A 12,816-nucleotide genomic window follows, 5' to 3' on the forward strand; every position below is an offset into this window, starting at 1 on the left:
GGAAGGCCCTCTCATCGCCGTCAGGGTCATGATCGCAGTCCCCGGTTCAGCCTTCGGGCTTGGAGGGCAGGAAGCGCACGATCCGGCTGCCGAGGCGGATCAGCTTGGCGAGGGTCGCGTGCGGAACGCCGAGCATCTGGCTGTGCCAGCGATCCATGGTCTCGGTGAATTCGAGCATCGCCTTGAGGCGGCGGGATGCGACGGCGCCGATGGTCGGATCGCCCTCGGCCTGCGCCACGCAGGTGCGCAGGGCCGCGATCGCCGGATCGATCTCGCGCTCCTTGCGGCCGGCGGCGATGCGCGTGACCATCTCCCACAGGTCGGTCTCGGCGACGAAGTGATCGCGGCGCTCGCCCAGCACGGGGACGCGCCGGATCAGGTTCCAGCCCGACAGCTCCTTGAGCGACGTCGAGACGTTGGAGCGCGCGATGCCGAGGGTCGCCGCGATCTCCTCCGCTGCCAGGGGCCTGTCCGACAGGTAGAGCAGGGCGTGAATCTGGGCGACGGAACGGTTGACGCCCCATTGCCCGCCGAGATCGCCCCAGTGGAGGATGAAGCGCTCCACCGCCACGGGGAGCTTTTCTGGGATGTCTGTAATTTCTGTCATGACAGAAATTACAGACACAAAAGAACCCAAGTCAAGCGACCGCCGCTTAGGGCGATGACGGGCGGTGCGTCAGCCCGCGCTGAAACGATAGGTCGTCGTCACGGTGAAGACCTCGCCAGGGCGGAGCGTCGTGGAGGGAAACTCCGCCCGGTTCGGCGCGTCGGGAAACCCCTGCGCCTCGAAACAGACCGCATCGCCGGCTCGGTACAGCCGCCCGCCGGACCCGATCACCGTGCCGTCGAGCATGTTGGCGGTGTAGAGTTGCAGGCCCGGCTGGGTGGTGGCGACGTCGAGCCGTCTCCCGCTCGCAGGATCGACGGCGGACGTCACATGCCGGAGGGAGCCGGGTTCGCGCAACACGAAGGTGTGGTCGTAGCCGTGGGCCAGAGCGAGTTGCGAATCCCCGTCGCGGATGCGCGAGCCCAGGGCTTCGGGCTCGCGGAAATCGAAGGCGGTGCCCGCCACGGGTCTGATCTCGCCCGTGGGGATCTGGTCGGCATCGGTGGGGAGGTAATGGTCCGCCGCGATGGCGACCCGATGCTGCATCACGTCACCGGAGCCCTCGCCGGAGAGGTTGAAATAGCTGTGGTTGGTGAGGTTGAGGATGGTCGGCCGGTCGGTCCAGGCCCTGTAGTCGATCCGCAGGGTCTGGTCGTCGCTGAGGGAGTAAGCGACTTCCACATCGAGATTGCCGGGGAAACCCTCTTCGCCGTCGATTGAGCGATAGCCGAGAACCACGGTCGTCTCGTCCGCCTGGATCACCCGCCAGACGCGACGGTCGAACCCATTCGTCCCGCCATGCATGGTGTTGCCACCGACATTGCGCGGCAATTGGTATTCGTGTCCGTCGAGGCTGAAGCGCCCTCCGGCGATGCGGTTGGCGTAGCGTCCGATGATGGCGCCGAAATGCGCGTCGCTGGCCTCGTAGCCCGCGACGTCACGCGCACCGAGGACGACATTGGTCCAGGCTCCCTCGCTGTCGGGCGTATCGATCCGGCTGACCACGCCGCCATAATCGAGGATGTCGACACGCAGGCGAGACCGGGCGAGCCTGTATCGAGTGACGGGGCTCCCATCCTTCGTTCGTCCGAAGGCCTGTCCTGCCATGCCGGCATCCGTTTCACGCGCGAGGATTCGTGACGCTTCAACGCGCGGAATGCGGATCAGGGGGCGGCGGGCTCTTCCGCATCTCCGGATAATTGCATGCGATGCAGACGGGCATAGCCACCCTGCGAGGCCATCAGGGCGTCATGCGTCCCCGTCTCGATGATGCGGCCGGCCTCCATCACCACGATCATGTCGGCATCGCGCACGGTGGAGAGGCGGTGCGCGATGACGAGGGTGGTCCGCCCCTGCATCAGGTGCAGCAGCGCGCCCTGGACCAGCCGCTCGGATTCGGAATCGAGGGCGCTCGTCGCCTCATCCAGAAGCAGGATCGGCGCGTCCTTGAGGAAGGCGCGGGCCAGGGAGATGCGCTGGCGTTCGCCACCGGACAGCCGCCCGCCGGAGGGGCCGACGCGGAACTCGTAGCCCTCCGTCAGCCGGGTGATGAATCCATGCGCTGCGGCGGCCTCCGCAGCGGCCTCGATCCCGGCGCGGGTCGCACCGGGGCGGCCGAACCCGATATTGGCCGCGATGGTATCGTCGAACAGCACCACGTCCTGGGAGACCACTGCCACGGCCGCGCGCAGGGATGGGATCGTCACGTCGCGCAGATCCGCGCCGTCGATGAGAACGCGGCCCCCCGTCACGTCGTAGAGACGCGGAACGAGGTTCAGCAGAGACGACTTGCCGGAGCCGGAACGGCCGACCAGGGCGACGGTGGCGCCTGCGGGAACGGTGAGGTCGATGCCCTCCAGCGCCGGCGCATCCTCGCGATATCGGAAGCGGACCTCCTCGAAGCGGATCTCGCCGCCGGTGATGACCAGCGGCACGGCATCGGGCTTTTCACGAATGCGCGGTGCTTCGTCCATCAGGGCGAAGTAGCGATGGAGCGCCGCCCCGGCTTCCTGAAGGATGGCGTTGAGGGTGCCCAAAGCGCGGGCGGGCTGCGCGGCCAGGAGCAGGGCCGCCACGTAGCCGGTGAAATCGCCCACCGTGCGGTCACCGGACATGACGCGCTGGCCCACCAGGACCAGCACCGCCGCCACGGCGAAGCCCCCGCCGATCTCCATCAACGGGTCGAGGCGTCCCCGGGCATTGGCCGCCTTCATCTTCAAGCGGCGGACGGTATCGAACGCGCCCGATGCACGGCCCTTCAGGTAGGATTCCAGCGCGTAGGTCTTGGCGATGCGCGCGCCCTGCAGGCTCTCTGTGATGAGGCTGGCGGTGAGGCCCATCTGCTCCTGCGTGGTGGTGGAGACCCGCCTCAGCTTCTTGCCGATGCGGCCGATGGGGCCGGCGACGAAGGGCACGACCACGCCGGCCACGAGGGTGAGCACCGGGTCCATCCAGAGCAGCGCGACGACAAGGGCGATCAGCATGGCGAGATCGCGCAGCAGCACCGTGGAGATGCGGGTCAGCGCCTCTTTGATGAAGGCGAAATCCGTGGTGAAGCGCTGGGTGAACGCCGCCGGGCTCTCGCGGCCGAGCTGGGCGAGGTCGGAATCGATGAGGTGGCCGTAGAGCGCCGCCTGCATGTCGGCTTCGACCCGCGTGACGACCCGATTGGTCAGCACCGTCTGCCCGAACAGGGCGAAGCCCCGGATCGAGGTAATGGCGATGACGATGAGCGGTCCGTAGGTGAGGGCCGACGGGTCCTTGTGGTCGAACGCATCGAACGCCCCCTTGATCAGGGCGGGATACAAGCCTGTCGCCGCTCCGATGATGGCGATGAGCACCAGCACCACGGCGAGGGTGCCCCGATGCGGCCGCAGCCATTCGCGCCAGACCCGGCCGAGGAGGGGGAGGGTCTCACCCCTCAGAAGCGGCCGACGGGCCATGCTCATCCGTTGTCTGTCGCGCGGGGGGGCTCCCGGCTCTCGGTCGGGGGTTTGCCGGTCGGAGACCGGAAGATCAAGCGAGGCCATCGGGCTTGGCAATGTGATAGTGTTACATTACACGGCGCGACGGATCATCTGGTCTGCCCGTTTCCGGGAGCCGATGCGAAGGACGACGGGTATGCGATCGAGACGTCACGCCATGAAGACGGGCCTTACGGCGTGGGTCGGTATCGCCCTCGCTCTCACGGCCTTCGGCGGGAATGCGGATGCCGCCGAGCCGCTGAAGGCGGTGGCGACCTTCTCGATCCTCGGCGACCTGGTGAAGCAGGTGGGTGGCGACCGCGTCGAGGTCTCGACCCTCGTCGGCCCCGATGCCGACGCACATGGCTACAACCCGGCCCCCGGGGACGCGCGCAAACTCACGGCCGCCAATCTCGTCGTGGTCAACGGCCTCGGCCTGGAAGGCTGGCTCGACAGGCTGATCAAGGCCTCCGGGACGAAGGCGCCCGTCATCGTCGCGACCAAGGGTGTGAAGCCCATCGAGGGTGACGACGACCATGGCGGAGGGCATGCGGGGCACGCGCATCATGACGATCCCCATGCCTGGCAGAGCATCGCCAATGTGCGGATCTACATCGGCAACATCAGCGACGGGCTCTCGACCATCGATCCCGAACACGCCGCCGACTACGCAGCCAACGCGAAGGCCTATCTGACGACCCTGGCGGGTTTGGAGACCGACATCCGCGCGGCCATCGCGGCGATTCCCCCCGAACATCGCAAGATCATCACCACGCACGATGCGTTCGGCTATTTCACCGCCGCCTACGGCCTCGACTTCATCGCGCCGCAGGGCGTCTCCACCGACAGCGAGGCGAGCCCGAAGGATGTGGCTCGCATCATCCGGCAGATCCGGCGCGACAAGATCCCGGCCGTCTTCCTCGAGAACGTGGCCGATCCCCGCCTGATGCAGCAGATTTCGCGGGAGAGCGGAGCCATTGTGGGCGGCAAGGTCTATTCCGACGCCCTGTCGGGTCCCGATGGTCCGGCGGCCACCTACGTGGCCATGATGCGCAGCAATATCGCCGCCTTCAGCGCGGCTCTCGGCAAGAAGTGAGTGCCCGGCGGGGTTTTGGGCTGGAGCCACTCACCCCGCCGTCTCGCCGATGACTTTCTGCAGACAGATCGTCCGGGTGTCCCGGTAGCCGAGATGTTCGTAGAAGTGGCGGATCGCTTCGTTCTCTTCGCGCACGAGAAGCTGAACCTTCCAGACGCCACGCGCGGACAGCCACCGCTCGGCTGCTTCCATGATCGCCCTGCCCAGGCCGAGGTCGCGATACCGCGGGTCGACGGCGACGTAATAGAGCCATCCCCGGTGACCGTCCTCGCCCACCATGGCGGTGGCGGCGACGGCCCCCTCGCGCTCGACGACCAGGATGGTCGAGTGCGGATCGCGGCGGGCGAAGGCGATGTCCTTGCCCGCATCGTTCCACGGCCGAGAGATTCCGGCTGCGAGCCATAGGGCCGCGACGCCATCGAAATCGGCGTCCTGGAATTCACGGATCACGGGCGTCATCGCGTGAGGGTCTCCTCGCAGACGATTTGAGGCGGCTCAGCCGCCCGTCATCGGCGGGAAGAACGCGATCTCGGTGGCCCCGGCGATGGGCGCATCCGGCTTGGCATGGACGCGGTCGATGGCCGCCCGCACGATGCCGGCATTCTCGAACGCGTAGGCGTATTCCTCGCCCCTTCCACTCAGCCAGGCCACGAGGTCGGCGACCGTCTCGGTACCGGCCGGCGGGGTCACAACCTCTTCGGCCTTGCCGATGCGTTCGCGCACCCAGGCGAAATAGACGAGCTTCATGGTCTGCCCTTCCGGCTGTGGCATCGGCGGGTCAGCGCGGATCGTCCATCACGTGCCGGATGCCGGCTCTCATATAATCGTAGCCCGTGTAGAGCGTCAGGGCCGCGGCGATCCAGAGCAGGGCCTCTCCGGCGATGACGGTATGGGGGAGGATCGTCTCCCCCGCCTTTCCGGCCACGAGGAAGCCGATCGCCACGAGTTGAAGGGTGGTCTTCCATTTGGCGACGCGGCTGACCGGCACGCTGACCTTCAACTCCGCCAGATATTCGCGCAGGCCCGAGACGAGGATCTCGCGGCACAGGATGACGATGGCCGCCCACAGGCTCCAGTCATGGATCGTCTTGTCGGCCACCAGCATCAGCAGACAGGCGGCGACCAGGAGCTTGTCGGCGATCGGATCGAGCATGCGTCCCAGGGCCGAGCTCTGATCGTAGGTCCGGGCGACGTAGCCGTCGAGATAATCGGTGATGGCGGCCGCGATGAAGACGCCGAGAGCCGCGAACCGTGCCGCATGCTCGTCCGGCCAGTACATCAGCGCCACGACGACGGGGACGGCGACGAGCCGCCCGTAGGTCAGGCAATTCGCCAGCGTCCAGGCCGGTGACCGGCGTCGGAGAGGAAGGACAGTCATCGACGCGGTGAAACCATGGGCGGGGGGGAGGGGTCAACCACGATGATGCAAACGGACAAGCTGCTTCGATAGCACCTAGGCCGTCGCGCTGGGCCCATCGCAACCGAATGTGGCGAGCCGGATTTTGTGCTACCAATGCGCTGAGGGAATAGAGTGCTCACGCATGTCGTCCGCAGACACGATCAGCATCACCATGACGCCCGATCTCCAACAGGCGGTACGTGAAAGCATCGAGGCAGGTGAGTATTCATCGACCAACGAGGTCATGCGTGATGCGCTGCGACTGTGGCAGCGGCAACGGCTCGAAGAAGCGGAGCGCTTGACCGAGATACGGGCTCGTGTTCGCCGCTCACTTGGTGACGCCCGGCAGGATCTGACGGCGATGGAAGCGGACCTTCACCTCGCACGCCTGTTCGCCGGCGAGGGCGCCAAGCCCTCGGGTGCGTAGACTCCCGGTCTCCTTCCGGCCGGATGCGTTGGACGACCTTGGCGACATTTTTCGCTTCGTTCGCGAAGCGAGTGGAAGCGTCTCGGTCGCCGCGTCGTTCGTACGACGCATCAAGTTCCGATGTGATCGGATCGGAGATGCGCCTCCTGCCGGTCGACCACGCGACGACCTCGTATCCGGCCTTCGCACAGTGCCATTCGAGCGTTCCGCCGTGATCGCTTATCTGGTCGAGGACGACAGGGTCCGGATCACCAACATCTTCTATGGCGGGAAGGATTACGAGGCTCTGTATCGCCGGTCAGACGACGACCCCGGCACCGAACCCACCTGACCCAGGCGTTTATGAGCCTCAGCCTCCGGCATGGAAGAAATCATACACTGCACGTGCCGTGGCTGCGTTGACGCCGGGCGTGGTCGCCAGATCCTCCAGGGAGGCCCGCTGGATCGCCTTCACCGTCCCGAAATGGTGAAGCAGGGCGCGCTTGCGGGTCGGGCCGATGCCGGCGATCTCGTCGAGGGGGTTCTTGATCATCTCGCGCTTGCGCTTGGCCCTATGCGTGCCGATGGCGAAGCGATGGGCCTCGTCCCGCAGGCGCTGGACGAAGTAGAGGGTCGGATCGCGCGGCGGTAGCTTGAACGGGGCCTTTCCGGGCACGAAGAAGGTCTCGCGTCCGGCATCGCGATCGCGACCCTTGGCGATGCCCACGAGGGCGACATCGGTGACTCCGAGTTCCTCCAGCGCCGTGCGGGCGGCTTCGAGCTGGCCCTTGCCACCGTCGATGAGGACGAGATCCGGCCAAGCCGGCATGGTCTCGCTGTCCGATTCGGGAACCGGCTCGGCCGCACCGCCTTCGCTCGCTGAGATCGCCGCCTCGTTGGCGGTACGGGGGTTTTCCTTCACGAGACGCTTGAAGCGGCGCTGGAGCACCTCCTTCATCATCCCGAAATCGTCGCCCGGCGTCAGCTCCTCCGACTTGATGTTGAAGGTGCGGTAATGCGTCTTCGCAAAACCCGACGGGCCGGCGACGATCATGCCCCCGACCGCGTTCGTGCCCATGATGTGAGAGTTGTCGTAAACCTCGATGCGGCGGGGTGGGGCGGGCAATCCGAACGATTGCCCGAGCGCCACCAGTAGTTTGCCCTGCGAGGCGGTGTCCGCGAGCCTGCGCGCCAGGGCCTCCTTGGCGTTGCGCTGGGCATATTCCACCAGGGCCTTGCGCTCGCCGCGCTGGGGCTGGTGAACCTCAACCCTGTTCTCGGCGCGGCTCGACAGGGCGGCTGCCATCAGCTCCGCATCCTCGATCGCATGGGAGACGAGGACGATCCGGGGGGCCGGCTTGTCGTCGTAGAACTGGCTGATGAAGGAGGCGAGCACCTCGTCCGGCGTCATGCTGCGATCGGCCTTCGGGAAATAGGCGCGGTTGCCCCAGTTCTGGAAGTTCCGGAAGAAGAACACCTCGATGCAGAACTGGCCGGCCTGTTCGTCGAGGGCGAACACATCCGCCTCCTCGATGCCCTGGGTGTTGACGCCCTGGGTCCCCTGGATCGCCGAGAGCGCGCTGATCCTGTCCCGGAAGCGGGCGGCACGCTCGAATTCGAGCTTCTCGGAGGCGTCCTGCATCTCCTCGCGCATACGGTCCTTCACCGCGTTGGACTTGCCCGCGAGGAAGCTCTTCGCATTCTCGGCGAGCGCCTGATATTCCGGCAGGCCGATCTCCCCGGTGCAGGGTCCCGAGCAGCGCTTGATCTGGTAGAGCAGGCAGGGCCGCGTGCGGTTCTCGTAATAGCTGTCGGTGCAGGTGCGCAGCAGGAAGGCGCGCTGGAGCGCGTTGACCGTGCGGTTCACAGCCCAGACGGTGGCGAACGGGCCGTAATAGCTGCCCTTGCGCCGCCGTGCGCCGCGGTGCTTGACGATCTGCGGCGCCTCGGAATCGGCCGTGACCAGGATGTAGGGAAACGATTTGTCGTCCCGCATCAGCACGTTGAAGCGCGGCTTCAACTGCTTGATGAGGTTGGCCTCGAGCAGCAGCGCCTCGGTCTCGGTGGCCGTGGTGACGAACTCCATCGCCGCCGTCTGTGAGATCATCCGGGCGATGCGATTGGAATGGGCTTGGCCCCTCGCATAGGAGCCGACTCGGGCCTTCAGGTTCTTTGCCTTGCCGACGTAGAGGACATCACCCTTCTCGTCGAACATGCGGTAGACGCCCGGTCCCGACGGCAGCGTCGTCCAGAACCGGCGGATGATCTCCGTGCCGGCTTTGACAGCGCCTTCCTCGAAATCGAAATCGATCTCCGGTCCGTCGTCGATACGTTCCGGGGTCTCGTCCGCGTCCTCACGCTCGTCGAACGAATCCGGCGGCAGGTCTCGTTGGGAAGACAGGTCTTTCGCGGGCTGGCGGCTCATGCCCGAGACTTAAGCGCCGGGGATTCGAGAGGGAAGGGGCTCCCGGTCTCGCCGACCCGGGAAGGTCGGCGCATGCGCGTCTTAATCGAACAGCGCGTCGATATCGCCCTGGTCCACATGTCCCGGATCGCTGTCGAGCTTGGGTCCGTTGAGGAGTGAGCTCTCGTCGTCGATGCTGGGGCCCTGCGGCACGACGCCGAGGATCTCGCTGAACGAATTGAGGCCGCCCCAGGCCTCGATCATGCGGTCGAGATGTTCCTCGATGAACTTGAGCACACCCACGATCTTGTTGATGCGCTGGCCGGTCAGGTCCTGGAAGTTGCAGGCCTCGTAGGCGACGATCACCCGCTCGAGGATCATGTCGATGTTTTCGCCGCCGGCGGCCTGCCGCATGGCCCGCAACGCGCTGGCATTCGTCTCGATCTCTTCCAGGGCGCCGAGGATCGTGCTCGTCGCCAGTTCGGTGGATTCCACCACCGCGTCGAGTTCTCCCGCGACCCGCTTCATTCCCTTCCCGGTATTCTCCGAGTGGTAGAGCGTCGCGATCTCCTTCTTCGTCCGGGTGATCGCATCTTTCATCACGTCGAGTTCGGAGCGCATCGCGAAGGCCTCGTTGAGCTCCTTCCGGCAGGCTTCGATGGTCTCGACCGTGCTCGTCTGCGTGACACGGCGAAGCTCCTGGATCGCCGAGAGGATCTCATCGAGCTTCACGTCGTCGGAGCCGGAACGCTCCTTGGCGTGCGCGACCTCCACGACGGGTCGCACGCTTGCCAAACCGAGGCTGTCTTCGATGCGGTAGCGCTTCATGTTCATCGGGGATGATCAGCCGGCAGGAGTAACTGGGTCAGCGACAGGGCAGCATGGACCGGGGGCCGTCATCCTGGTGAACGACGCGAATCCCGATACGAGAAGCCTTCGAGCCACCATGCGACAAAGTCGTTGCCATTTCTTCAACACAGAGAACGGCCGATGCACTTTTACAAACAATTCATGCTGTTCTTTGAAGCTAGCAGTAGAGCAGCGGTGACCTGAATGATTCACCACGTTCTTTCACCCGATTCTCGTCCCGTCCGGCCAGCTTGAGCGCGAGGTTCGTGTTGGTTCGGAGTACCGCGCGTGTTGAAGCGTCTCGAATTGTGCGTCGCTATGGCCTGCCTGTCCGCCACGGTGGTGGGAGGGGCCGCACAAGCCCAGGTTCCCTCCGGCCAATACGGCGGGGGCTTCATCGAATTCCTGGTGACGGGTCATGGAACGCCGCCGCGCGCCCGGCGTCCCGGCCTCGCGGATGACGGCGTGCTTCCACGACATCCGGCGGCCCAGGGTTACGGTGGCGAGCCGATGCCGCGCGTGCTCCATTCGGGCGATCGCATCCCCGATCCCGATCTCTACCAGGCCCCCGTTCGCACGCGGCTCGCTGCCTTGCCGTCACAAGCTCTGCCGGCTCAAGCCGATCCCGAAAGACAAATCGCGGGAATCGAGCGCGCGCCCGACGCGCGCTTTGCCCGACAGGTCGTCTCGTTCGATGGCCGGCAGAAGCCCGGCTCCATCGTCATCGATACCCAGACGAAGTTTCTCTATCTCGTCCAGCCAGGCGGTCAGGCCATCCGATACGGTATCGGCGTCGGTCGGCCGGGTTTTGCCTGGTCGGGAATGAAGACGATCAGCCAGAAGCGCGAATGGCCGGATTGGACGCCCCCGGCGGAGATGCTCCAGCGTCGCCCCGACCTGCCGCGCCACATGGCCGGCGGCCCGGCCAACCCTCTGGGTGCGCGGGCGCTCTATCTCGGCTCGTCCCTCTATCGCATCCACGGCACCAACGAGCCGCACACGATCGGGCAATCCGTCTCGTCGGGCTGCATCCGGATGATGAACGAGGATGTCATCGACCTGTATGAACGGACCCCCGTGGGAACACGGGTCGAAGTCCTCTAACGGCCGCCGGGCCGCTCATGAGAAAGGCCCGGCGCGTCTCCACGCACCGGGCCTTTCTTGTCAGGGAGCCATCACGTGCGGTGATGGATGTGGCTTTCGCTCACACCCAGTCGTCGTCACCGCCGCCACCCAGGTCGCCGCCGAAATCCCCGCCCGGATCGCTGTCGAACGACGCGTCTTGGAAGTCGTTGCCGCCGCCGAGGGCCGAACCGAGATCTTCGTTACCGGCTGCCGCGCCCGCAGAGGGAAGTCCCGCCGCCGCCGCGCTGCCGAGAGCCGAATGACCGCCCGCGAAGGCGTTGGACAAGGCGCTGCCGAGCAGCATGCCGCCGGCCGCGCCGGCCGCCATCGGAAGGGCCGTCGCCATGAAGCCGCCGCCGCGAGCGGGTGCCGCCTGCTGGCCGGCCCATGGGCCACCCTGCTGCGGTCCGCCATAACCCGGCTGCTGGCCGTAACCGGGCTGCTGCCCATAGCCCGGCTGCTGACCATATCCTTGCTGAGGTCCGCCCTGGCCACCCCACGGTTGACCGGACGGGCGCTGGGGCTCCGGCTGGCGAGACCCGCCGCCGAAGATGCTCGACAGGAAGCCGCCGCCGCCGCCCTGCGGCTGCTGTGCCGCCTGACGCGCCTGCTCGAGCTGCTCGTTCAAGCTTTTGATCGCCTCTTCCTGGACATAGATCAGCTGCGCCATCGCGTACGGCGCGTAGGGCTGAGCGCGGAGCTTGTCCGCGATGAAGCGCTCGGCATCGGCGTCGCGGGGCTGGCTCGCGGCCTGCTCCAGACGCTGGAAAATGCCGCCGATGACCTCGCGTTCTTCGCTATTCATGGGGTCGTCCTCCTGAGAGAAGCCTGCGGGCCATGCCGCCCCGGCGCCTCCGAGATGGGGTGGCGCCACTGGCTTTGTCAGGGGGTCAACGCGAACTTCGCCGTTGCGGATGCACGGGAGCTCCGGTTCGGAGCATGAAATTTCGGAAAGGTGACGGAGCCGGAGGCTACGCATCTTCGCCACGCAACAAAAAGAGCCCGGCCTTTCGGCCGGGCTCCTTCTGAGAGACCTCGTGCTCCGCCATGAGGCGGAGCGTTGGTTCTGTAAGGCCTAGTACGAGCCGAACTTGTAGTTCAGGCCGGCGCGGACCACGGCGAACTCGGCTTCGCGAGCCGAAGGGCTGAGCGAAAGCACGTTCGTGGTGGGGTTGTAGACGGAGCGGTTGCCGCGGCCGTCCTGCTCGAGGTTCACGTACAGGCCTTCGACCTTCAGCGTCACAGCGGACGACTTGAAGAAGTTGAAGAAAGAGTCCGTGGGGAGAGCGTACTCGATACCACCACCAGCGGTGTAGCCGGTGCGGAAATCGTCGGAGCCGGTGCCGCCGTCGCCGTAAGCAAAGCCGCCGGTGCCGTACACGAGGGTGCGGTCGAAGGCGTAACCGATGCGGCCGCGGACGGTACCGAAGAAGTTCATCTCGTTGCCGGGGAGGCGAACGGCGGTGGTGCCGTTGAGGCCGCCGACGACCGGGCTGAACGTGCCGTTCACGGTGCGGGTCTTGTTGCCGAAATCGGTGTACTGGGCGTCAGCTTCGATACCGACGACCACGCCCGAACCCGGGGTGAACTGGTAGTTGTAGCCGACCTGACCACCGCCGACGAAGCCTTCGAGGTCGTTGCTGCTGTTCGCGTTGAACACCCGGTTGACCGGGCCGCCGTTCAGCACGGAGCCGGCCGGCAGGTTGTAACGGTCGCTGTTGCTGCCAGCGTCGAAGCCGTAACCGGCGTTGATACCGAAGTAGGCGCCCGTCCAGGTGAAGACCGGCACGGGAACGAAGACCGGCGGAGCGGCGCGGCGCGGCAGATCGGCAGCGAAAGCGGAGCCGGCGATGACGATGCCGGCAAGGGCGGTGGTGCCGCGAAGGAAGGATTTCATGGACTGGTCCTCTACTCGTTAGCGCGGCCGCTTTTTTCGGAGCGGTCCTGCGCAGTTCCCCGTCTATATC

The 12,816-nt window shown here is 66.0% G+C and carries 14 protein-coding genes; 4 read left to right on the top strand and 10 right to left on the bottom strand.

The genetic code is table 11. The features are described 5' to 3' along the window. Positions 1–46: 46 nt before the first annotated feature. The 3 genes from ASF32_RS14915 to ASF32_RS14925 form a co-directional block, all read right to left on the bottom strand. On the bottom strand, positions 47–607 hold the full coding sequence (locus ASF32_RS14915; RefSeq protein WP_056429788.1) for a MarR family transcriptional regulator: 561 nt from the start codon (positions 605–607) through the stop codon (positions 47–49). 69 nt (positions 608–676) lie between these two features. Next, a complete protein-coding gene (locus tag ASF32_RS14920; protein ID WP_056429790.1) occupies positions 677–1,714 on the bottom strand; it encodes an aldose epimerase family protein in 1,038 nt (345 codons plus the stop codon). A gap of 56 nt (positions 1,715–1,770) precedes the next feature. Next, the gene (locus tag ASF32_RS14925) at positions 1,771–3,549 is read right to left on the bottom strand and encodes an ABC transporter transmembrane domain-containing protein (RefSeq protein ID WP_056430468.1); all 1,779 of its coding nucleotides are present in this window, start codon (positions 3,547–3,549) and stop codon (positions 1,771–1,773) included. A gap of 199 nt (positions 3,550–3,748) precedes the next feature. On the opposite strand from ASF32_RS14925, the gene ASF32_RS14930 reads away from it, so the two are divergent. Next, the gene (locus ASF32_RS14930) at positions 3,749–4,666 is read left to right on the top strand and encodes a zinc ABC transporter substrate-binding protein (RefSeq protein ID WP_244478087.1); all 918 of its coding nucleotides are present in this window, start codon (positions 3,749–3,751) and stop codon (positions 4,664–4,666) included. Positions 4,667–4,696: 30 nt separating this feature from the next. Here the strand turns inward: ASF32_RS14930 and ASF32_RS14935 are convergent, their stop codons facing one another. Genes ASF32_RS14935 through pgsA form a run of 3 tightly spaced genes read right to left on the bottom strand, consistent with a single transcriptional unit; the run spans position 4,697 to position 6,044 of the window. Then, on the bottom strand, positions 4,697–5,125 hold the full coding sequence (locus ASF32_RS14935) for a GNAT family acetyltransferase (RefSeq protein ID WP_056429793.1): 429 nt from the start codon (positions 5,123–5,125) through the stop codon (positions 4,697–4,699). A gap of 36 nt (positions 5,126–5,161) precedes the next feature. Further along, the gene (gene moaD, locus ASF32_RS14940) at positions 5,162–5,413 is read right to left on the bottom strand and encodes a molybdopterin converting factor subunit 1 (protein ID WP_056430470.1); all 252 of its coding nucleotides are present in this window, start codon (positions 5,411–5,413) and stop codon (positions 5,162–5,164) included. Between the two features lie 31 nt (positions 5,414–5,444). Beyond that, positions 5,445–6,044: a CDP-diacylglycerol--glycerol-3-phosphate 3-phosphatidyltransferase gene (gene pgsA, locus ASF32_RS14945; RefSeq protein WP_056429799.1), complete on the bottom strand. Its 600-nt coding sequence runs from the start codon at positions 6,042–6,044 to the stop codon at positions 5,445–5,447. Positions 6,045–6,207: 163 nt separating this feature from the next. Between pgsA and ASF32_RS14950 the strand changes: the two genes are divergently transcribed. Then, a complete protein-coding gene (locus tag ASF32_RS14950; RefSeq protein WP_056429800.1) occupies positions 6,208–6,492 on the top strand; it encodes a type II toxin-antitoxin system ParD family antitoxin in 285 nt (94 codons plus the stop codon). Further along, entirely contained in the window at positions 6,485–6,823 is a 339-nt protein-coding gene (locus ASF32_RS14955) for a type II toxin-antitoxin system RelE/ParE family toxin (RefSeq protein WP_056429801.1), read from the top strand. The genes ASF32_RS14950 and ASF32_RS14955 overlap by 8 nt, the downstream gene beginning before the upstream one ends. Positions 6,824–6,841: 18 nt before the next feature. On the opposite strand, the gene uvrC is transcribed toward ASF32_RS14955, so the two are convergent. Together uvrC and ASF32_RS14965 are read right to left on the bottom strand one after the other, a co-directional pair. Then, complete coding sequence (uvrC, locus tag ASF32_RS14960) at positions 6,842–8,896, bottom strand: excinuclease ABC subunit UvrC (protein WP_056429803.1); 2,055 nt, start codon at positions 8,894–8,896, stop codon at positions 6,842–6,844. 81 nt (positions 8,897–8,977) lie between these two features. Next, positions 8,978–9,709, bottom strand: coding sequence for a chemotaxis protein (locus ASF32_RS14965; protein WP_056429805.1), 732 nt, complete (start codon positions 9,707–9,709; stop codon positions 8,978–8,980). Positions 9,710–10,042: 333 nt separating this feature from the next. Between ASF32_RS14965 and ASF32_RS14970 the strand changes: the two genes are divergently transcribed. Continuing rightward, on the top strand, positions 10,043–10,828 hold the full coding sequence (locus tag ASF32_RS14970; RefSeq protein WP_056429807.1) for a L,D-transpeptidase: 786 nt from the start codon (positions 10,043–10,045) through the stop codon (positions 10,826–10,828). Positions 10,829–10,928: 100 nt separating this feature from the next. Here ASF32_RS14970 and ASF32_RS14975 read toward each other — a convergent pair whose 3' ends face one another. Together ASF32_RS14975 and ASF32_RS14980 are read right to left on the bottom strand one after the other, a co-directional pair. Next, the gene (locus tag ASF32_RS14975) at positions 10,929–11,654 is read right to left on the bottom strand and encodes a DUF2076 domain-containing protein (protein ID WP_056429810.1); all 726 of its coding nucleotides are present in this window, start codon (positions 11,652–11,654) and stop codon (positions 10,929–10,931) included. Between the two features lie 270 nt (positions 11,655–11,924). After that, the gene (locus ASF32_RS14980; RefSeq protein WP_056429813.1) at positions 11,925–12,746 is read right to left on the bottom strand and encodes a porin family protein; all 822 of its coding nucleotides are present in this window, start codon (positions 12,744–12,746) and stop codon (positions 11,925–11,927) included. Positions 12,747–12,816: the final 70 nt, after the last annotated feature.

Origin of the sequence: Methylobacterium sp. Leaf91 (assembly GCF_001422815.1) — a bacterium.
Taxonomy (GTDB): Bacteria; Pseudomonadota; Alphaproteobacteria; order Rhizobiales; family Beijerinckiaceae; genus Methylobacterium.